Below are 18902 nucleotides of genomic sequence, written 5' to 3'. Positions count from 1 at the left end.
AAAACACCTACGGGGGTGGGGTCTGCCCGCCGAGGGGCCGGTTGCGCGCGGGCTCCGCCTCCGGCGGCTAGCGGCGCACGAGCCAGAACGACGGGGTGCGCGACCGAGAACAGCGCATCGAGCTCCACCACGGGCACGTCGAGGGTCGTGCCGAGGCGTGCGGCGAACGTCGACTTGCCCGCGCCGCTGCGGCCAAGGAGGGCGATGCGCCGCATTGCAGCGCCTCAGTTCGCGGGCAGGGCGGCGGTGAGCTTGCCGGGGTTGAGCATCCAGAGGATCTTGTCGATGCCGTCTTCCGTGGAGGTGAAGCTGATGACGCCGTACACCGCGCCGTTGCGGCTGAGGACGGCGGCGAGGTCGCCGTTGACGTGGGTGAAGACGATGTCGGCGTCCGTCCAGAAGAACGGCTGGTAGGCGCGGATGACCTTGGCGAGCGTGGCCGGGCCGAAGATCGCCGAGCGGGCGGCGCGGGCGACGCCGCCGCCGTCGGAGTAGCTCACCACGTCGGCGGCGAAGAGCTGTTCCAGCGCCGGCAGGTCGCCGGCCTGGGCGGCGGCGAGGAACGCGGTGAGCAGCTTCTTGCGTTCCTCCTCGCTCACCGGCTTACGCTTCTCCGCGGCCAGGTGCTTGCGGGCGCGGCTCACGTACTGGCGCGCCGTGACCTCGGTGGTCTGGATGATCTCGGCGATCTGCGAGTACGGGTAGTCGAACGCCTCGCGCAGCACGTACGCGGCGCGCTCGGTCGGCGTGAGCTTCTCCAGCAGCATCAGCACGGCGACCTCCAGCGCGGCGGCGCGCTCGGCGCCGAGCTGCGGGTCGGCTGTCGTGTCGACGGGCTCGGGCAGCCAGGGCCCGACGTAGGTCTCGCGCCGCGCGTACGCGGTCCGCGTGGCGTTGATGGCCAGGCGCGTGGTCGTGGTCGCGAGGTAGGCGGCCGGGTTCTCGACCACCGAGCGGTCGGCCTTCTGCCAGCGCAGCCACACCTCCTGCAGCACGTCCTCCGCGTCGGCCGCGCTGCCGAGCATGCGGTACGCGATGCCGAACAGCCGCGGGCGCACCTGCGCGAAGACCTCGGCCGCGTCGTCGAGAGTGGCGCTTCCGCTCTCTTCCATACCCCCGGCAGCCCTTCCGACGACGTGTGCGACTGACGCAGCCAGCTTACGCCCGCCCCGGAATCCGCCGGTGATCATCCACCGCGACGCCCGCCGCGACGTGGTGCTACAGATCTGTCCACAGTGGAGCTTTCCACGATCGAGTGACAGAAGGCTCGCGAACTGTCCACACCGGAGGCACGATGATCATCGGACCTGCCCGTGACAGGATCGGAGCCGGAATGCGAACAGTGCCGGGAAACGACCGTGGCGGCCGGTGGCGGCGGTCTTTGCTGATCGTCGCCGGGGTGCTGGTGCCGGGAGGGCTGCTGACGGCGCCCGCCTCGGCCGCGCCGGCAGCCGACTACTCGCTCGCCGGGGACACCTACGCGGGCGCGCAAATCGCGGCACACGAAGGGGTGCACAGGGGCCCTGACCTGGCCCGGGCCGACGTCGACCAGACGCTCGGCCACGACGTGAGCGGGCATACCGGCGCCGTCGACTGGAAAGCCGCGAGCGGGGCGGGCGCGCGGTTCACCTACGTCAAGGCGACCGAGGGCACCGGATTCGTCAACCCGCAGTTCGGCGCGCAGTACGACGGCGCCCACGCCGCCGGCATCATCCGCGGCGCCTACCACTTCGCGCGCCCCGACGTCTCCGGCGGCGCGCAGCAGGCGGAGTACTTCATCGCGAACGGCGGGGCCTGGCGCGGCGACGGCAAAACGCTGCCCGGAGCCCTCGACATCGAGTACAACCCGTACGGCGACGCCTGTTACGGCAAGAGCCCGGCCGACATGACCAACTGGATCGCCGACTTCACCCGCACCTACCTCGCGAAGGAAGGCCGCAGCGCGCTGATCTACACCTCCACCACGTGGTGGAAACGCTGCACCGGCAACACGAACCGCTTCGGCAACACGAATCCGCTGTGGCTCGCCCGCTACGCCCCGCAGATCGGCGAGCTGCCGGCGGGCTGGGACAAGCAGAGCATCTGGCAGTTCTCGCGCACCGGCGGCCTGCCGGGCGACCAGAACTACTACAACGGGCCGTTCAACCGGGTTCAGGCACTGGCGAGCGGGCCGGCCGCCGCAGCGTGACCCCGGCATGAAAAGCGCGGCGCCCGAGCGTCTCGAACGCCTCCGCCAGCTCGGGCGGTCCGACGACCTCCAGGTCCGCGTCGAACCGCCCGAACGCGGCGGCCAGCGAAACCCACGACCACGAGCCCAGCTCCAGCCGGCACCGGTCCGGGCCGGCCTCCTCGACGACGGCGTCCCCGGCGTAGCGCGACACCGCCGCGGCGGGCAGGTCGAGCAGCACCGAGCCGCGGCAGGGCCAGCCGTTGCCGGAGCCCTGGAACCGGCTGGTCACGAAGGCGGCGACGCTGCCGCCGGGCAGCTCGCGCGGGGTGAACCGCGGTCCGGTCGGCGTGCGGGGCGTGAGCCGGTCGGCACGGAAGACGCGCCAGTCGCCGCGGTCGAGGTCCCAGGCCACGAGGTACCAGAGGCCGCCGCGGGCGACGAGGTGGTGCGGTTCGACGCGCCGCGGCGCCGGGCCAGGCGGGTAGTCGAAGCGCAGCACCTCGCTCGCGTGGACGGCGGCGCCCAGCGCGGCGAGCACTTCGCCGCCGACCTGCGGCCCCGGCCGGGCGAGCGCCGTCACGCGGACAGTGTCGATCCGGTGCCGCAGCCGGGCGGGCATGACCTGGCGCACGGTCGTCAACGCCCGCGCGGCCGCCTCCTCGATGCCCGCGCCGGCGGTGGTCGCGAGCTGCAGGGCGACGGCGAGCGCGACGGCCTGCTCGTCATCGAACAGCAACGGCGGCAGCTGCGCGCCGGCGTCGAGGCGGTAGCCGCCGTCGGGTCCCTTGGCCGCGACGATCGGATATCCCAGCTCCCGCAGGCGATCGACGTCGCGCCGGACGGTGCGCGGGCTGACGGCGAGCCGCTCGGCCAGCGCCGCGCCCGGCCAGTCGCGGCGCGCCTGCAGCAGCGAGAGCAACGCCAGCAGGCGGGCGGAAGTCTTCGGCACGGTTTCATCCTGACGGACGAAGCGGCCACATCCTGTCCGCTACCCCTGCCACGATGACGGCATGAGCGAAAAGACCGAACTCCTCACCCAGCTGGCCGAGGCCCGGGAGACGTTGAAGGCGAGCGTCCGCGACCTCACCGACGAGCAGCTCGGCGAGCGCCCCACCGTCAGCGAGCTGTGCCTCGGCGGGCTGGTCAAGCACGTCGCGTCGATGGAAGAGCAGTGGCTGCGTTTCGCCGTCGAAGGCGCGTCGGCGATGAGCTACGAGCTGCCCGAGGGCGTGACCTGGGCCGATTTCGCGGCGGGGACCGCGCGCGAGTACCCGAAGTGGGCGATCGAGCACCAGGCCGAGTTGAGCATGCAGCCCGGCGACACGCTGGCGGCGATCCTGAAGCGCTACGACGAGGTCGCCGCGCGGACCGAGGAGATCGTCACCGCCGTGCCCGATCTGGCGGCGACGCACCCGCTGCCGGAGGCGCCGTGGCACGAGGCCGGGGCCGAGCGCAGTGTGCGCGGGGTCCTGCTGCACGTGATCGTCGAGACCGCGCAGCACGCGGGCCACGCCGATCTGCTGCGCGAGACGCTCGAAGCGTCGTGACCCTGCTGGGCAACCGCGCGCTCAACCGCGCGACGCTCGCCCGCCAGCTGCTGCTGGAGCGCGCCGACCTGCCCGCGCTCGACGCCGTCGCGCACCTGTGCGGGCTGCAGGCGCAGGAGCCGCAGGAACCGTTCACGGGCCTGTGGTCGCGGTTGCGGGGGTTCGACCCGACTGAGCTGTCGGAGCTGCTGGTCGGGCGGCAGGTGGTCCGGACCCATCTCATGCGCCGCACCGTGCACCTCGTCACCGCCGACGACGCCCTCGCCTGGCGCACCCGCCACGACGCGATGCTGCGCCAGCGCGTCCTCGGCGTGTACCGGCGCGAGCTCGACGGCGTCGACCTCACCGAGCTCGCCGCGGCGGGCCGCGCCGTCCTGGCCGACGGCGAACCGCGGTCCATGCCCGAGCTCGCCCGGGCCGTCGCGGACCGCTGGCCCGCGCCCGGGCCGCGCGCGCTGGGCGAGATGCTGGTCGCCGCGCTGGTGCCCGTCGTGCAGCTGCCGCCACGCGGGGTGTGGCGCGAGAAGGCAGGCGTGCGGTACCTGCCGCTGTCCGCCTGGCTGGGCCGCGACGTCCCGGCTCCCCCGGACGACGTCGTGGGCGCCGAGCTGGTCCGCCGCTACCTCGCCGCGTACGGCCCCGCTGCCACCGCCGACCTGCGCGCGTGGTCCGGCCTCGCCGGGCTGCCCGCCGCGGTCGCCTCGGTGCGCGCCGAACTCGTCTCCTTCCGCGACGACCGCGGCCGCGAACTGCTGGACCTCCCCGACGCCCCGCGGCCCGACCCGGACACCCCGGCGCCCGTCCGCTACCTCCCCGCGTTCGACAACGCCCTCCTCGGCTACGCCGACCGCACCCGCATCGTCGACGACGCCCACCGCAACCTCTCCGTCGCGGGCTCCCGCGTCCTCCTCGTGGACGGCCGCGTCACAGCGACGTGGACCGTCGAGGAGGGCACGGTGGTGGTGTCCCCGTTGCGCCGCCTGACGCGGGCGGAGCGCGCGGCCGTCTGCGACGAAGGCGAGGCAGTGGCGTTGTTCTTGTCGGACGGGGAACACCGGGGCGTCCGCGTCGAAAGGTGACGCCGAATGCCGGAGTGGCCTGAGTTTGGGCTTCAACGGCAACGGGGAACTCGGCGACGGCACCGAGACCGACCGCGCCGTCCCCGGGTCAGTGTGCGCTGTGAGGGCAACGGACTGCACGGCCACGCCACTCACCGGGATCACCACGCTCGCCGTCTGCGGCCAGGTCACCCTGGCTCGCACGTCCGAAGCCACGATGCTCGCCTGGGGCGCGAACTTCGACGGCATGCTCGGCAACGGGACCACGACCGACAGCCTCGCCCCGGCCGCGGTTCTGTCTTCCCCGTTGACAGGCGTCGCCGCGATCGCTGCCGGACGCCGGCACCGCCTCGCGATCCGGGCCGGGTCCTGAGGGGCAAGCACCAGCGCGCTGACCCCGCGGTACTAGGACCACCGGACGATGGTGACCGGCCCCGGGGCGGCGTGACGATGAGGACATGACGAACTCACCGCAGAACAGCACGCAGCGGACCCGGCGCCGGGTCATCGGGGTGGCCGCGGGGACGGTGGCGGCCGCCGGGATCGTGACGGCGGTCGTGTGGGGCGGGGTGGCCGCGGGGTCACCGGAGCCCGCGACGAGGCCGGCCGCAGTTGTGTCCTTTGAGGACAATCCGCAGGCCGGGGGCCGGACCACGGCGGCCGTGGTGCCCGGGGATCGGCGCGGGGGCACGGGGGTCGAGCCGGGGGACGATCGGGATGCCCGGGCTCAGGTGACCGATGGCCGGGCACCGCAGTCGACCACGTACGCGCCGCCGACCGCCACCACGCACCCGGAAACGAGCCGCAACCACGTCGAGCCCGGCGATGACCACGGCCGGCACGTCGAGCCGGGAGACGACCACGGCCGGCACCTCGAGCCCGGGGACGACCACGGGCGCCACAACGAGCCCGGTGACGACCACGGCGGCGACAGCGGCCACGGTGGTCCCGGCCGGCACTGAACAACTCCACAAAGGACGGTGCCACCGCCGGAAACCCCGGCAGTGGCAACGACCTCCGTCAGTGGTTCGGCCGCTTCAGGCCGGTCAGGTCGCGCTTGACGACGGTGTTGCGGTCGCCCACGGTGTTGCCGAAGGCGAACTGCGGCCAGTAGCCCATGATCTCCTGGCGGCTGCGCTCGCTCCACTGGCGGGCGAGTGCGCTGCGGGACTTGTAGAAGTTCAGCGCGTAACCGTGGGTGTGCGGGCGAAGGATTGAGAAGCCGCCCGGGTATTCCTTGGCGGCGGCCACTTCCTGCAGCGTCACGCGCGGGGCCGTCGGGCTGATCGTGCGGTGGTTGCGGTGGGTGTGACCCGCGTGGTGCAGGAACACGCCCGGCGTCTGCGAGTACCAGTCGAGGATCTGCGCGGCCTGGGTGGCGTCGACGGAGCTGCCCGCGGTGATCGGGAACGCCGAGTCCTGCATCACGAGCGGGTGGTGGCCGAACACGAGCGTCGGCTGGTCGCGGTGGTTCTTGAGGTCGGTGCGGAACCAGTCGAGCTGCTCGGCCGACAGGCCGCCGGCGTCGCCGCCGTTGCCGGGCTTGTCGTAGGTGTCGAGGCCGATCACGTGCAGGCCGGACAGGTCACGCGAGAAGTAGGTGCGCTCGGTGTGCGGGAAGTACGCGTCGTGGAAGCAGTCGTTGCCCTGCCACTGCCCGACGCGGCAGGTCGAGTACGCGTCGCCGATGTGCGCGCGGTCGTGGTTGCCGCGCGTGACGAAGTAATCCTCCTGGTAGCGGCCGAAGCGCGAGAGCAGGTGCCCGGCACGGCTGAGGTCGGTCGGCATGGCCTCGGAGGAGATGTCACCGGCGGCGAGCAGGTAGCGCGGGTCGAAGCGCTTCACGTCCTGCACCAGCGATTCCAGCATCACCTCCGGGTACGGCGGCAGCCCGGGCACCTGAGAGATCCCGATGTACTGCGGCTGCCCGCCGACGAGCCCGGCCTGCGTCTCGCCCATGTGGGTGTCGTTGCACAGCACCACCGAGAACAGGTGGCTGCCCTCCGGCGGCTGCGGCGTCTTGAACTCGAACGGTCACGTCGTGCCGAGGCCGCGGTCCGTGGTGCCCACGGCGTTGCCGGCGATGAGCGTGAACGCGGTGGGCGCGGCGAGCTTGCCGTTGGAACGGGCCTGGTAGTAGTACGTCTGGCCCGGCTCGAGGTCGGTCAGCTCGACGTAGTGGTACGGGGTGTGGCCGGTGATGTCGTGCGCGACCCGGTTGAGGCGGTTGGGGTTGGTGCCGTAGCGGACTTCGCCGTCGGCGTCGGCCGGGACCATGCGGCCGAGCCCGTCGTCGGTGCCGGCGCGGCCGGTGTACCACGTGATCACGGCGCGGTCTTCCGCGAGCGTCACGAGTTCGAGGTTGACGGGCGTCACCGGGCCCGAGCCTTGGGAGTCGGTCGCGGCCAGCGCGCGGGCGGGGTCGAGCAACGTCGTCGAACCCGCCGCAGCGGCGGCGTACGCGGTCCAGCGCAACAGGTCTCGGCGGGTGAAATCGCAAGCAGGCATGCGCTGCAAGCTCAAGCCGCCCATTGAACGGAACACCGCACCAGGGAGAAACGCAAGTGTCGACACTCGGAAGTCGGCCGATTCCCGGGTGCTCGACCGGGCCCGGTTCCGCCCGCCGGAACGTCGGGCGGGCGGAACCGGGCCGGGTCAGGCGACGAGCCGCAGCGGCTGTTCGAGCGCGTCGACCAGCACGCCCAGCCACGAAGCCGCCAGCGCCCCGTCGATCGCGCGGTGGTCGACCGCCAGCGTGAGCGCCAGCTGCGTCGCCACGGTCAGCTCGCCGTCCACCACCACGGCACCGGCTTTCCCGGCGCCCACCGCGAGGATCGACGACTGCGGCGGGTTGATGATGGCCGTGAACTCGTCCACGCCGTACATGCCGAGGTTGCTCACCGCGATCGAGCCGCCTTCGAGGTCCTGCTGCCTGAGCTTGCCCTCGTCGGCCTGGCTCGCGAACCCCTTGACCTGGCCCGAAATCGCGCTCGGCGCCAGCTTCTCGACCCCGCGCACGACCGGCGTGACCAGGCCGCGCCCGGACGCGATGGCGACGCCGACGTCGACCGAGTCGTACTTGCGCAGCGCGTCCTCGGTCCAGATGACGTTGGCGTCGGGCACCTCGGTGTGCGCGACGGCCACGGCCCGGATGATCAGGTCGTTGACCGAGATCCGTGCCGGCGACACCTCGTTGAGCTGCTTGCGCAGAGCCAGCAGCGCGTCGATCCGCGCCGTGCGCCGCACGGAGAAGTGCGGCACCGTCTGCTTGCTCATCGTCAGCCGGCTCGCGATGGCGCGGCGGATCCGGGTGTGCGGGATCTCGGTGAACGACGCGCCTGCCGCCGGTTCACGGCGGACGGGCACGGATTCGGTCACGGGCTTTTCGGGCGCCGGAGCCGGTGCCGGCGCCGGTGCGGGCTGTGGCACGGCGGGCGCCGGCCGGTCCGCTCGCGCGATCGCGGCCTCCACGTCCTTGCGCACGATCCGCCCGTTCGGCCCGGTCCCGGTCACCGCTTCGAGCCCGATCCCGGCTTCCTTCAGCATCTTGCGCGCCAGGGGGCTCGCGAAGATCCGCTCACGGGACCCGTTCGACGCGGCGGGCACCGGCTCAGATTCGGCCGGTTCAGACTCGGCCGACTCAGACGGGGCCGAGCCGTTCTGCGAAGCCGAAGCCGATCCACCCAGCTCCGCCAGCAGCCCGCTCACGTCCTCCCCCACGGCACCCAGCACGGCGATCGGCGTGCCGACCTCCACCGTCGTCCCGCGGTCCACCAGCTGCCGCAGCACGGTCGCGCCGGCTTCGGCTTCGACCTCCACGGCCGCCTTGTCCGTCTCCAGCACGGCCAGTGCCGTGCCGGCGTCGAACGCCTCGTTCTCGGGCACCAGCCACTCGCTCAGCACGGCCTCGGTCGACCCCGTGGCGACTTCGGGCACCCGCAACAGCGTTGCCATCGTTGGAACTCCTCGCTGCCAGTCGCAGTTGCGGTCAGTCGGACAGGCGCCGCAGCGCCGCGGTCACTTCCTCGGTCCGCGCGATCGCCGCGCGTTCGAGGACCTTGCTGATGCTGGGCGACGCCTCGCCGCCGGTGACGCGCTCGATCGGCGCGTCGAGCCAGTCGAACAGGCGGCGCTGGATCTCGTCGGCGAGCCGGCCGCCGTAGGAGGTGCCGATGGCGCCCTGCTCGACGATCAGCACCCGGTTGGTCTTGCGGACACTGCGTTCGATCGTGTCCCAGTCGAGGCTCGCGCGGTCGAGCCAGCGCAGGTCGATCAGGTCGGCGCTCACGCCGGTCTCGTCGAGGGCCTCGAGGCAGTGCCCGACCATGGACAGGTAGCTGATCACGGTGAGGTCGTCGCCCGTGCGCCGCAGCGCGGCCTTGCCGACGGGGATGCGGTAGTCGAAGTCGTCGACCGGCGCGGTGCCCGTGGAGGCGTAGAGGTCCACGTGCTCCAGCACCACGACCGGGTCGTCGCAGGCCAGCGCGGTGTTCAGCAGGCCCACGTAGTCGAACGGGTTCGACGGCGCCACGACCCGCAGCCCGGGTGCCGTGGTGAGGACACCGGCCGGGTCCATCGAGTGCTGCGAGCCGTAGCCGGTGCCCGCGGCGAGCTTGCTGCGCAGCACGAACGGCACGCTGCCGGTCCCGCCGAACATGTGGCGCGCCTTGGCGACCTGGTTGAACAGCTGGTCGGCTGCGACCCACATGAAGTCGGCGTACATGAACTCGACGATCGGGCGGGCCCGGCCGTCGATGGCCATGCCGCCCGCGAGGCCCGCGAAGGCGTTCTCGCTGATCGGCGTGCCCAGCACGCGCTCGGGTGCCGTTTCGATGGCCTTCTTGGTGGCGCCGTTGGTGCCGCCCTTGAGCCGGTCGACGTCCTCGCCGAGCACGACCACGCGCTCGTCGGTCTCCAGCCGCCGGGCGAGGACATCGCTCACGGTGTCGATGAAGCGCCGTTCCTTGAGCGCGCCGCTGAAGGACTCGGCTTCCTCGTAGCGGCTTCCGTCCAGTTCGGACAGATCACCGCGCACGCCGACGTCGACGAACGCCGGGTCCGGCCAGGCGGAGTCCTTGATGCGGCGCTTGCCGTCCGGGCCGTCTTCGAGGAAGCTGTCGCCGATCTCGTGCAGCGTCCGGGTGATCTCTTCGTCGAACGCCTTGAGCCGGTCGTCGTCGGCGAGGCCGCGGCGCACGACGTGACCGCGCAGCAGGTCGATCGGGTCGCGGTCGCGCCAGGACTTCTCCTCGTCCTTCGTGCGGTAGCCGAAGGCGCTGCCCGGGTACGGGCCGTTCTGGTGGAAGTAGCGGTAGACCTCGGCCTCGACGATGGTCGGCCCGTTGCCCGCGCGCATGTGGGCCACGGCCTCGCTCATCGCCAGGTGCACGGCGAGGGGATCCATTCCGTCCACCTGCCAGCTCGGGATGTTGAACCCGAGGCCGCGTGCGGAGAGCCGGGTTTCGGCCGTGGCCGTGTCGACCGGCGTGGACACCGCGTACTGGTTGTTCTCGATGAAGAAGCAGACGGGCAGTTTCCACGCGGCGGCGAGGTTGAACGTCTCCAGCACCGAGCCGATGTTCACGGCACCGTCGCCGAAGTAGGTGACGGTGACCGCGTCGGTGCCGGTGTGGCGCTGGTTCCAGGCGAAGCCCGCGGCCTGCGGCACTCCCCCGCCGACGATCGCGTTGGTGCCCATCGCGCCGGCCTCGCGCCACTGCAGGTGCATCGACCCGCCGCGCCCGCTGCCGTAGCCCTCGGCCAGGCCGCAGATCTCGGCGAGCGTGCGGCGCAGCACCGTGCGGACCTCGTCGTCGAGCGCCGGCAGGCCGGTGGGCTTCGGGGCGACGTGGCCGAAGGCCTTGGCGAGGAACTGGTGGTGGCCGCGGTGCGAGCCGTTCACGAAGTCGTCGCTGCGCAGCGGGGCGATCGAGCCGACGGCGCCGCCCTCCTGGCCGATGCTCGAGTGGGCCGGGCCGTGCACGAGGCCCTGGCCGGCGAGTTCCAGCACGTACTCCTCGAACGACCGGATCCACTGCGCCCGCCCGAGCAGGCTCAGCAGCAGGTCCGGTGCGGCTTCGTCCCAGTCCTCCGGCGTGGCGCGCAGGCGGATCCAGGGCGCGCCGGCGACCAGTGACTCGTGAGTGGCCATCAGGGCTCCTCATCTTCGAATGGATCCATTGCGAAAGGCTTGACGGAGACTATGCCGTCAAGTAGCCATGAAAAGCAAGTGAATGGATCCATTGGAGGTGTGCTCATGCCGATCCCCGGAGTGACGGGCGTCGACCACTTCGGCCTCACGGTGCCGGACCTCGACCAGGCCCACGAGTTCTTCACCGAGGTACTGGGCTGCGAATACCTGTACCGGCTCGGACCGTACGAGCACGACGACAGCTGGATGAGCGAGCATCTCGGCGTCGACGACAAGGCGGTGATGCGGCGTCTGCACTTCTACCGGCTCGCCGGCTTGGCGATCTTCGAGGTGTTCCAGTACGAGGCGCCGGAGCAGAACCTCGTCCCGCCGCGCAACTCCGACGTCGGCGGGCACCACATCGCGCTGTACGTGGAGGATCTCGACGCCGCCGTCGCCGACCTGCACCGCCGCGGCCTGCGCGTGCTCGGCGAGCCGACCACCAGCAGCGGCGCGAGCGAAGGACAGCGGTGGGTGTACTTCCTGTCACCGTGGGGCCTGCAGTGTGAGCTAGTGTCCTATCCGAACGGAAAGGCCTTCGACCACAACCCGAAGGCGTTCGACTGAGCCTTGTCCGGCTGAGTCCGGGACCACCGCCGCGAGGCGTTCGATCGAGAGGAACGGGCGTGGCCGTACCCGCGGGTGTCGCGAGCCAGCGCGTCGCCGACGAGCTGCGAGCGCGGATCCTCGACGGCCGCCTCGCCCCGGGCACGCGCATCATCCAGGACGAGCTCGCCGAGGAGCTGCACACCAGCCGCCTGCCGGTGCGCGAGGCGCTGCGCATCCTGGAGTCCCGAGGGCTGGTGACCCTGCGCGCCAACTCCGGCGCGTGGGTCACCTCCATGGACGTACGCGAGTGCGAGCTGTCGTACAAGATGCGCGAACGGCTGGAACCCTTGCTGCTGGCCGAATCCGCGCCCCGGCTGTCCGATGGGGACATCGACGAGCTGGAAGCCCTCGAGGACCGCATCGAGAAGACGGACGACGTCGAGGAGTTCCTCGTGCTCGACCGGCAGCTGCACTGGACGGTCTACCGCCACCACGACGCCCACGACCTCGCCGCCATCCTCAACCGGCTGTGGGACACCACGCAGCACTACCGCCGGGCGTTCACGCGCCTGGCCGGCGAACGCCGCAGCTGGATCATCCGCGCGGAGCACCGCCTGCTCATCGAGGCGCTGCGCCAGCGCGACCACGCCTCGGCGGAGCGCATCCTGGAGCTGCACATCCGCCGGACGCGGGTGGAATTGGTGAAGCACCCGGAGGTGTTCGCGGTGCCCGTCCCGTCGGGAAACGGGTTTAACGGTCACTGAACACCCGGCCCGGTGTCCCGCTCGCGCGCAAGGCGGGGGTGTCGGTGAGCCTCGTGAGCCGGATCGAGAACGGCAAGGCCCGGCCCTCGGTCGCGTCGCTGTACGCGCTGGTGCAGCACCTGAACCTGACCGGGGACGAGCTGGTCGACCCCGCCGGCGCACGAGCCGAAGCGCGGAGGGCCACCCCTCGTCAGGCAACGGCCGATCCGTGGCCGGCGAGCTCCCGGCGCCGCAGAAGCTGATCAGCGCGCCCTGGTGCAGCTGGGCGAGACCCGCCGCACGCTCAAGCTCGAAGTCGCGCGGCATCACCTGGGCGAGCCCGCCGTTGGCGTCCGGATGGTGCACGCGCCGTTCAGCTCGCCGGAGTGACGCGGTGTCCCGCGGTATGCTGCGTCGCGACAGTGGTCACTCTCAATGACAGTCAGCACAGGTGACCACCTCGACCGGAAGGGTGCCGTCATGACTCGACTGGCTTTCGGGTTCTCGCTCGTGCCGACGCTCGACGTCGGCGCGCACTGCGAGCTGGCGGTGGCCGCGGAGGAGCACGGGCTGGAGTTCCTCGGCATCCAGGACCACCCGTACGTGCCGGAGTACCTCGACACCTTCGTGCTCGCGGGCGCCCTGCTGGCCGCCACCCGCCGCATCCACGTGCTCCCCGACGTGACGAACCTGCCGCTGCGGCCAGCCGCGATGCTCGCCAAGGCCGCCGCGTCGCTCGACCTGGTGTCCGGTGGGCGGTTCGAGCTCGCCGTCGGCGCGGGCGGCTACTGGGACGCCATCGAGCGCCTCGGCGTCCGGCGGCGCTCGCGGGCCGTGGCCAACGCCGCCCTGGAGGAGGCGTTCGAGGTCATGCGGGCGATCTGGCGCGCCGACCGGCGGCCGCTGCACCACCGCGGCGTTCACTACACAGTGGACGGTCTCGTGCCCGGGCCCGCGCCCGCGCACCCGATCGAGCTGTGGACCGGCGCGCAGGGACCGAAGGCGCTGGCCCTGACCGGCCGGATCGCCGACGGCTGGGCCGCGCCGATCCCCTCGTACCTGCCCTACGAGCAGTGGGGTCCGGCCCACACGATCCTGGACGAGGCCGCCACCGCTGCCGGCCGCCGGCCGTCGGACGTGCGCCGGATCTGCCAGATCGTCGGCACGATCACCGACGCGCCCGGCACTCTGCGGGTCACCACCGGCGCCGAACCCGTGCGCGGCGACGCGGCCCAGTGGGCCGAGTTGCTGACCCGCTCGGCCACCGAACTGCCCTTCACGACGTTCGTCTTCTGGCCGGAGCACCAGACGATCGACCAGGTGCTGCGCTTCGCGCGAGACGTCGTCCCGGCCGTCCGGCGGGCGGTCGAGGGCTAGGCCGGCGGGTCCCCGGGCGAGACCAGGCCGGTTTCGTAGGCCAGCACCACTGCTTGGGCGCGGTCACGCAGGGACAGCTTCGCGAAGATCCGGGCGACGTGGGTTTTGCTCGGCTGCCGATCGCGGCGGTGCTGCACAACGAATGAAGTGCTGGAGCGGGCCTGTCGTGGCGGGCCCGCTTCAGTCCACTTCGGACTGCTGGGCGCGGCGGTAGTGCCGGCGCGCCTTGAGGCGGTTGCCGCACGTGGCCATCGAGCACCAGCGGGCGGTGTTGGCCTTGCTGTGGTCGATGAGGAACAGGCGGCACTCCGGGTTGGCGCAGGGGCGCAGGCGGCCGGATTCGCGCAGGCCGTCCCAGGTGAGGACCGCGCGTGCGGCCGCGGTGTGGCCCGCGGGGGCGTCGAGGGTCCAGCCGATGCCGTCGGCGCCGAGGGTCGCGAGGTAGCCGACGCCTTCGACGAAACGCCCGACCGACGACGGTTCCGCGTCGCCGCGCACCACGTCCTGCAGGGTCGCGCGCAGGTCGAGCAGCGTGCGCCACTCCGCTTCCGTCGCCGGCTGGCCGTGGGCGGAGAGCCAGCGCAGGGCGTCTGCCGAGTCGGCGAGGTCGTCGTGCGGTGTGCCGTCGACGAGTGCCGTGGTGTTCAGCAGGTCGAGGACCAGTGTCTCGTCTGGCTCCATCGCTCTTCCCTCCATTGACCTAACCCTCAAATTCCCTCTTGACAGGTTAGTTCTACCATGTTTGAGTTCTAACTACCAGCAGCGACTTTAAGGGTTAGACATGAACGTGACGCCGATGCACCCGAGGACCAGCGAAGCCATGTCGATGTCGGAGATGGGTCAGTCCGAGATGTCCGGGTCCGGGATGCCGATGGGCCGGATGTCGATGTCCGGGCCGTCGTCGAGCCCGCTGCGGACGTTCCTGCGGACCGAGTCCGGCAGCGCCGGGATCCTCGTCGCGGCGATCGTGGTGGCGCTGGCCTGGGCGAACCTGGCGCCGGGCGCGTACGACACCGTGTGGAACTGGGTGCTGAGCGTGCGGGTCGGGCCGCTGAGCGCCGCGCTGCCGGTGCGCGACTGGGTCAACAGCGGCCTGATGACGCTGTTCTTCCTGGTGGTGGGGCTGGAGGCGCGGCGTGAGTTCGACCTCGGCGACCTGCGCGAACGCCGCCGCCTGATCCTGCCCGCCGTCGCCGGGCTGGCCGGCATGGCGGTGCCGGTGCTGATCTACCTGGCGCTCAACGGCGGCGGGCCCGGCGCGCACGGCTGGGGCGCGGCGATGTCGACCGACACGGCGCTGGCGCTGGGCGTGTTCACCGTGGTCGGGCGGGGTGCGCCCGAGCGGATCCGCACGTTCGTGCTCACCGTGTTCGTGGTGGACGACATCGTGGCGCTGGTGGTCATCGCGCTGGCGTACAGCGGGCACGTGGACCTGATGGCCGTCGGGATCGCCGCCGCCGCGTACGCCGGGGTGCTGGCGAGCCGCCGGCTCGACTACCGCTACCGCAAGCCGGTGTTCACCGCGCTGGCGCTGACGGTGTGGGGCGCGCTGCTGACCAGCGGGATCGACCCGGTCGTGGCGGGTCTGGCGGTGGGGCTCGCGACGTCGGCGTACGTGCCGAAGCGCGACTCGCTGGAGGAGGCGACCCAGCTGGTGCGCCTGTTCCGCGAGCAGCCCACCGCGGAGGCGGCCAGCTCGGCGAGCAAGCGGCTGAGCGCCACGCTGTCGGCCAACGCCCGGCTGCGCCACGCCTTCCACCGCGTGACGAGCTACGTCGTCGTCCCGCTGTTCGCGCTGGCCAACGCCGGCATCACCGTGAACACCGAGGTGCTGGGGAGCGCGGTGACCGCGCCGATCACCGTCGGGATCTTCCTCGCCTACGTGCTGGGCAAGCCGGTCGCGGTGTTCGGCTCCTCGTGGCTGCTGACCCGGCTGACCGGCGGGGCGCTGCAGCCGCAGGTCGGCTGGGCCGGGGTGCTGAGCGGCGGCGCGATGGCGGGGGTCGGGTTCACCGTGTCGCTGCTGATCGCCGACCTCGCCTTCACCGGGCGAGAACTGGAAGAGGCGAAGCTCGGCGTCCTCGCAGCCGCGGCGGGCGCGGCGCTGCTGACCTTCCTCGTGCAGAAGGTCACGGCCGCGCTGCCGGAGGAGGTGCGGACCCGCGCGCTGCTCGGCGACGCGCCCGTGCTGACCGACCTCGTCGCTCCGGTGGACCTGAGCCGCGACCACGTGCGCGGGCCGGAGGACGCGGCGGTGACCGTGGTCGAGTACGGCGACTTCGAGTGCCCGTGGACCGGCATGGCGGCACCGACCGCGCGCGAACTGCTGGCCGAGAACAGCGACATTCGCTACGTGTGGCGCCACCTGCCGCTGCACGACATCCACCCCCACGCGCAGCTGGCGGCCGAGGCCGCCGAGGCGGCGGGCGCGCAGGGCGCGTTCTGGCCGATGCACGACCTGTTGCTGGGCAACCAGACCGACCTGCACTTCGACGCCCTCGTCGGCTACGCCGAGCAGCTGGGCCTCGACGTCGACCGCTTCCGCGACGACCTGCTGCGCCGCCGGTTCGCCGGCCACGTCGAGCGCGACGTCGAGTCGGCCGACCTCAGCGGGGTCGCGGGGACGCCGACGTTCTTCGTCAACGACCAGCGCCACGACGGCCCGCAGGACCTCGCGACCCTGACCACCGTGATCACCGGCGCCCGCAGCCGCGTGGCCGCTTTCGCCCCCGCTGCGGCGATCGTGGCCGCCGCGGCCTGAGCACCGTCCACAAGAGACCTGTCCACTCGGGACACCCGGAGGAAGTCATGTCCGCTCACACCACCGTCAACACCACCGCCCCCGCCGAGATCGACACCACGGGCGCACTGAGCCCCGCCGTGGGCCTCGTCCCGGGCATCTACATCACCCGCCACGGCGCCCGGTTGCCAATCTGGCCCCGCCACCGGCACGCGACACCGAAAACGCGCTGAGCCGCTTGACGGCAGCGGATTCCCGTCGATTGGCGGGAATCCGCTGCCGTCTGGCACCCAGACCGGCAGTCGGCGCGCTCAGCCCAGCCCTTCGGACTCAGCCCAAGCATCTGCATCACCCGCCAGGGCGCCCGGTTGCCGATCTGGCCTCGGCGCCGGCACCGAAGTCACGCTGAGCCCGACGGACCGCAGCGGAATCCCCTCGGCTGACGGGAATCCGCTGCTGTCTGGCACCCGGCCAGTAGTCGGCGCGCTCAACCCCGCCCTCGGCCTCAGCCCATGCACCTACGTGACCCGCCACGACGCTCGGTTGCCGATCTGGCCCCGCCGCCGGCACGCGACACCGAAAACGCGCTGAGCCGCTTGACGGCAGCGGATTCCCGTCGGTTGGCGGGAATCCACTGCTGTCTGGCATCCAGACCGGTAGTGGACGTACTCAGCCCAGCCCTCGGATTCAGCCCGGGCATCTACATCACCCGGCGAGCCACTCGGTTGCCGATCTGGCCTCGGCGCCGGCACCGAAGTCACACTGAGCCCGATGCACGGCAGTGGATTCCCGCCGCTTGGCAGGAATCCACTGCCGTCTGGCACCCCGGCCAGTAGTCGGCGCGCTCCCCGCCCTCGGCCTCAGCCCAGCACCTACGTCACCCGCCACGACGCTCGGTTGCGAATCTGGCCCCGCCGTCGGCACGCGACACCGAAGTCGCACTGAGCCCACTGCACAGCAACGGAATCCCGCCGGTTGGCGAGATCCCACTGCTGTCTGGTACCCAGGCCGGCAGTGGGCGCACTCAGCCCAGCCCTCGGCCTCAGCCCGAGCACCTCCATAACCCGCCACGACGCTCAGTCGTTGTTCTGACCCCGACGCCGACACACGGCACCGAAAACGCGCCGATCCCGTTGCACGGCACCGGATTCCCGCCTGTTGGCCCGAAACCGCTGCCGTCTGGCACCCAGACTGGCAGTGGGCACACACACCCAGCCTTCGGCCTCAGCCTGAGCATCTACGTCACCCCGCGAGGCACTCAGTTGCCGTTCTGCCCCCGGCGCCGCACACGGCACCGAAAACGCGCTGAACCCGTCGCACGGCAACGGAATCCCACCGGTTGGCAGCCCGCCGCTGTCTGGCACCCAGGCCGGCAGCGGGCGCACGCAGCCCAGACCTCTGACTCAGCCCATGCACCTACGTCACCCGCCACGACGCTCGGTTGCGAATCTGGCCCCGCCGTCGGCACGCGACACCGAAGTCACACCGGGCTCGTTGCACGGCAGCGGATTCCCGCCGGTTGGCGAGATCCCACTGCTGGCTGGCACCCAGGCCGGCAGCGGGCGCACGCAGCCCAGCCCTCAGACTCAGTCCAAGCATCTCCATAACCCGCCACGGCGCTCGGTTGCCGATGTGCCCCCAGGCATCGGCAACCGAGCGCCGAAGTCACACTGAGCCCGTCGCACGGCAGCGGATTCCCGCCTGTTGGCGCGAATCCGCCGCTGTCTGGCACCCAGGCCAGTGGTCGGCGCGCCCCGTGGTTCCTAGCGTGACGGCCATGACCGAAGTGCTGCTGCCGATCGTGATCGGCCTGGTGTACGTGCTGCTGTCGTCCCTGATTCGCGAGCCGCACAGGCGGAGGTTCAACGCGCTCATGGTCCCCGGCGCGGGGGCGGCCTACCTCTCCGGCGGCGGGCTGGGCGTGTGGGAGCTGGCGTTCTGCGCGGTGATGACGCTGGTCGCCTTCCGTGGGCTGGACTCGTGGACGTTCATCGGGATCGGGTGGCTGCTGCACACGGCGTGGGACGTCGTCCACCACCTCAAGGGGGCGCCGATCCTGCCGTTCGCGGCGGACTCGTCGTTCGGGTGCGCGCTGACGGATCCGGTGATCGCGCTGTGGGCGTTCACGGGTGGGCGCAGTCCGTGGGCGTGGCTGCGCCGGAAGGCTCCGGCCGCGGTGGGCGGCTAGTCGCTGCGGCCACGCAGGGTGAGCACGACGCGGAGCACGTGCTCGACGGCCGACGGGAAGATGGCCGCGCGCAGCTCACCACGCGTGGCGAGGTTCTGCGACGCGAACTCCAGCATGCGCTCGGGCCCCAGCCGCCGGACGACCAGCGCCGCGATCTCCTCCAGCTCGAGGTCGGGGTTGTCCAGGCGCCGCAGCGCGAACTCGACGACGAGCTCTTCGTCGGTCATGGCCCCTCCTCGTGGATCTCCCTCGTCCAGAATAGGCCACGTCGGACGGCCTGCCGACGTGTTCGTGGTCGCGGCACTCCCCCGCCCACCGACGATCTTGCCGGGAACGTCCT

Annotated in this window: 20 protein-coding genes and 1 pseudogene; 12 read left to right on the top strand and 9 right to left on the bottom strand. The window is 71.8% G+C overall.

From position 1 onward, the window contains the following. Positions 1–224: 224 nt before the first annotated feature. Positions 225–1112, bottom strand: coding sequence for an RNA polymerase sigma-70 factor (locus AB0878_RS09880; RefSeq protein ID WP_366578303.1), 888 nt, complete (start codon positions 1110–1112; stop codon positions 225–227). Between the two features lie 221 nt (positions 1113–1333). Here AB0878_RS09880 and AB0878_RS09875 point away from each other — a divergent pair, with 221 nt between their 5' ends. Continuing rightward, positions 1334–2188, top strand: a complete 855-nt coding sequence (locus tag AB0878_RS09875) for a lysozyme (RefSeq protein ID WP_366578301.1) — start codon at positions 1334–1336, stop codon at positions 2186–2188. Here the strand turns inward: AB0878_RS09875 and AB0878_RS09870 are convergent. After that, positions 2142–3119 (bottom strand): WYL domain-containing protein, encoded by a 978-nt coding sequence (locus AB0878_RS09870; RefSeq protein WP_366578299.1) that lies wholly within the window; start codon positions 3117–3119, stop codon positions 2142–2144. The genes AB0878_RS09875 and AB0878_RS09870 overlap by 47 nt on opposite strands. A gap of 61 nt (positions 3120–3180) precedes the next feature. Between AB0878_RS09870 and AB0878_RS09865 the strand changes: the two genes are divergently transcribed. From AB0878_RS09865 to AB0878_RS09850, 4 genes are all read left to right on the top strand, one after another. Then, positions 3181–3717, top strand: coding sequence for a DinB family protein (locus tag AB0878_RS09865; RefSeq protein WP_366578297.1), 537 nt, complete (start codon positions 3181–3183; stop codon positions 3715–3717). Next, positions 3714–4796: a winged helix DNA-binding domain-containing protein gene (locus AB0878_RS09860; RefSeq protein ID WP_366578295.1), complete on the top strand. Its 1083-nt coding sequence runs from the start codon at positions 3714–3716 to the stop codon at positions 4794–4796. The genes AB0878_RS09865 and AB0878_RS09860 overlap by 4 nt, the downstream gene beginning before the upstream one ends. Before the next feature lie 100 nt (positions 4797–4896). Continuing rightward, positions 4897–5148, top strand: coding sequence for an RCC1 domain-containing protein (locus tag AB0878_RS09855; RefSeq protein WP_366578293.1), 252 nt, complete (start codon positions 4897–4899; stop codon positions 5146–5148). An 85-nt stretch (positions 5149–5233) separates the two neighbouring features. Further along, positions 5234–5737: a hypothetical protein gene (locus tag AB0878_RS09850; protein ID WP_366578291.1), complete on the top strand. Its 504-nt coding sequence runs from the start codon at positions 5234–5236 to the stop codon at positions 5735–5737. Positions 5738–5795: 58 nt separating this feature from the next. Here the strand turns inward: AB0878_RS09850 and AB0878_RS09845 are convergent, their stop codons facing one another. The 4 genes from AB0878_RS09845 to AB0878_RS09830 all read right to left on the bottom strand — a co-directional run bounded on the left by AB0878_RS09845 (position 5796) and on the right by AB0878_RS09830 (position 10926). After that, positions 5796–6755 (bottom strand): metallophosphoesterase, encoded by a 960-nt coding sequence (locus AB0878_RS09845; protein ID WP_366578714.1) that lies wholly within the window; start codon positions 6753–6755, stop codon positions 5796–5798. A 54-nt stretch (positions 6756–6809) separates the two neighbouring features. Next, positions 6810–7283, bottom strand: coding sequence for a fibronectin type III domain-containing protein (locus AB0878_RS09840; RefSeq protein ID WP_366578289.1), 474 nt, complete (start codon positions 7281–7283; stop codon positions 6810–6812). 147 nt (positions 7284–7430) lie between these two features. Further along, positions 7431–8729 carry a dihydrolipoamide acetyltransferase family protein gene (locus AB0878_RS09835; RefSeq protein WP_366578287.1) on the bottom strand — a complete coding sequence of 433 codons (1299 nt, stop codon included), beginning with the start codon at positions 8727–8729 and terminating at the stop codon, positions 7431–7433. Positions 8730–8763: 34 nt separating this feature from the next. Next, entirely contained in the window at positions 8764–10926 is a 2163-nt protein-coding gene (locus tag AB0878_RS09830) for a thiamine pyrophosphate-dependent enzyme (protein WP_366578286.1), read from the bottom strand. A gap of 105 nt (positions 10927–11031) precedes the next feature. On the opposite strand from AB0878_RS09830, the gene AB0878_RS09825 reads away from it, so the two are divergent. The 4 genes from AB0878_RS09825 to AB0878_RS09810 all read left to right on the top strand — a co-directional run bounded on the left by AB0878_RS09825 (position 11032) and on the right by AB0878_RS09810 (position 13634). After that, the gene (locus tag AB0878_RS09825) at positions 11032–11532 is read left to right on the top strand and encodes a VOC family protein (protein WP_366578284.1); all 501 of its coding nucleotides are present in this window, start codon (positions 11032–11034) and stop codon (positions 11530–11532) included. A gap of 59 nt (positions 11533–11591) precedes the next feature. Beyond that, positions 11592–12278, top strand: a complete 687-nt coding sequence (locus tag AB0878_RS09820) for a GntR family transcriptional regulator (RefSeq protein WP_366578283.1) — start codon at positions 11592–11594, stop codon at positions 12276–12278. Further along, positions 12275–12520: a helix-turn-helix transcriptional regulator gene (locus AB0878_RS09815; RefSeq protein ID WP_366578712.1), complete on the top strand. Its 246-nt coding sequence runs from the start codon at positions 12275–12277 to the stop codon at positions 12518–12520. The genes AB0878_RS09820 and AB0878_RS09815 overlap by 4 nt, the downstream gene beginning before the upstream one ends. Before the next feature lie 217 nt (positions 12521–12737). Next, a complete protein-coding gene (locus AB0878_RS09810; protein WP_366578282.1) occupies positions 12738–13634 on the top strand; it encodes an LLM class flavin-dependent oxidoreductase in 897 nt (298 codons plus the stop codon). Here AB0878_RS09810 and AB0878_RS09805 read toward each other — a convergent pair. Together AB0878_RS09805 and AB0878_RS09800 are read right to left on the bottom strand one after the other, a co-directional pair. Continuing rightward, positions 13631–13741 (bottom strand): annotated as a pseudogene (locus AB0878_RS09805) (DNA-binding response regulator); the annotation flags it as partial. The gene AB0878_RS09810 and the pseudogene AB0878_RS09805 overlap by 4 nt on opposite strands. A 73-nt stretch (positions 13742–13814) precedes the next feature. Next, positions 13815–14315 (bottom strand): CGNR zinc finger domain-containing protein, encoded by a 501-nt coding sequence (locus AB0878_RS09800; RefSeq protein ID WP_366578280.1) that lies wholly within the window; start codon positions 14313–14315, stop codon positions 13815–13817. A gap of 100 nt (positions 14316–14415) precedes the next feature. Between AB0878_RS09800 and AB0878_RS09795 the strand changes: the two genes are divergently transcribed. The 3 genes from AB0878_RS09795 (at position 14416) to AB0878_RS09785 (ending at position 18562) form a co-directional block, all read left to right on the top strand. Continuing rightward, on the top strand, positions 14416–16395 hold the full coding sequence (locus AB0878_RS09795) for a Na+/H+ antiporter NhaA (protein ID WP_366578278.1): 1980 nt from the start codon (positions 14416–14418) through the stop codon (positions 16393–16395). 47 nt (positions 16396–16442) lie between these two features. Next, complete coding sequence (locus AB0878_RS09790; RefSeq protein ID WP_366578277.1) at positions 16443–16607, top strand: hypothetical protein; 165 nt, start codon at positions 16443–16445, stop codon at positions 16605–16607. Between the two features lie 1544 nt (positions 16608–18151). After that, entirely contained in the window at positions 18152–18562 is a 411-nt protein-coding gene (locus AB0878_RS09785; protein ID WP_366578276.1) for a DUF6010 family protein, read from the top strand. Here AB0878_RS09785 and AB0878_RS09780 read toward each other — a convergent pair. Continuing rightward, positions 18559–18789, bottom strand: a complete 231-nt coding sequence (locus AB0878_RS09780; protein ID WP_220239402.1) for a hypothetical protein — start codon at positions 18787–18789, stop codon at positions 18559–18561. The two genes, AB0878_RS09785 and AB0878_RS09780, sit on opposite strands and share 4 nt — an antisense overlap. Positions 18790–18902: the final 113 nt, after the last annotated feature.

The sequence above is a fragment of the Amycolatopsis sp. NPDC047767 genome (genome assembly GCF_040704195.1).
Lineage (GTDB): Bacteria > Actinomycetota > Actinomycetes > Mycobacteriales > Pseudonocardiaceae > Amycolatopsis.
The sequence above is the reverse complement of the archived record's forward strand: the minus strand, read 5'-3'. Positions and strand labels throughout refer to the sequence as shown.

Bases quoted from the DNA above. Each gene is read 5' to 3' on its own strand.
- AB0878_RS09785 (WP_366578276.1), top strand. From the start codon at position 18,152: ATGACCGAAGTGCTGCTGCCGATCGTGATCGGCCTGGTGTACGTGCTG.
- AB0878_RS09850 (WP_366578291.1), top strand. From the start codon at position 5,234: ATGACGAACTCACCGCAGAACAGCACGCAGCGGACCCGGCGCCGGGTC.
- AB0878_RS09780 (WP_220239402.1), bottom strand. From the start codon at position 18,789: ATGACCGACGAAGAGCTCGTCGTCGAGTTCGCGCTGCGGCGCCTGGAC.
- AB0878_RS09880 (WP_366578303.1), bottom strand. From the start codon at position 1,112: ATGGAAGAGAGCGGAAGCGCCACTCTCGACGACGCGGCCGAGGTCTTC.
- AB0878_RS09830 (WP_366578286.1), bottom strand. From the start codon at position 10,926: ATGGCCACTCACGAGTCACTGGTCGCCGGCGCGCCCTGGATCCGCCTG.
- AB0878_RS09840 (WP_366578289.1), bottom strand. From the start codon at position 7,283: ATGCCTGCTTGCGATTTCACCCGCCGAGACCTGTTGCGCTGGACCGCG.
- AB0878_RS09795 (WP_366578278.1), top strand. From the start codon at position 14,416: ATGAACGTGACGCCGATGCACCCGAGGACCAGCGAAGCCATGTCGATG.
- AB0878_RS09835 (WP_366578287.1), bottom strand. From the start codon at position 8,729: ATGGCAACGCTGTTGCGGGTGCCCGAAGTCGCCACGGGGTCGACCGAG.
- AB0878_RS09810 (WP_366578282.1), top strand. From the start codon at position 12,738: ATGACTCGACTGGCTTTCGGGTTCTCGCTCGTGCCGACGCTCGACGTC.
- AB0878_RS09825 (WP_366578284.1), top strand. From the start codon at position 11,032: ATGCCGATCCCCGGAGTGACGGGCGTCGACCACTTCGGCCTCACGGTG.
- AB0878_RS09800 (WP_366578280.1), bottom strand. From the start codon at position 14,315: ATGGAGCCAGACGAGACACTGGTCCTCGACCTGCTGAACACCACGGCA.
- AB0878_RS09875 (WP_366578301.1), top strand. From the start codon at position 1,334: ATGCGAACAGTGCCGGGAAACGACCGTGGCGGCCGGTGGCGGCGGTCT.
- AB0878_RS09865 (WP_366578297.1), top strand. From the start codon at position 3,181: ATGAGCGAAAAGACCGAACTCCTCACCCAGCTGGCCGAGGCCCGGGAG.
- AB0878_RS09790 (WP_366578277.1), top strand. From the start codon at position 16,443: ATGTCCGCTCACACCACCGTCAACACCACCGCCCCCGCCGAGATCGAC.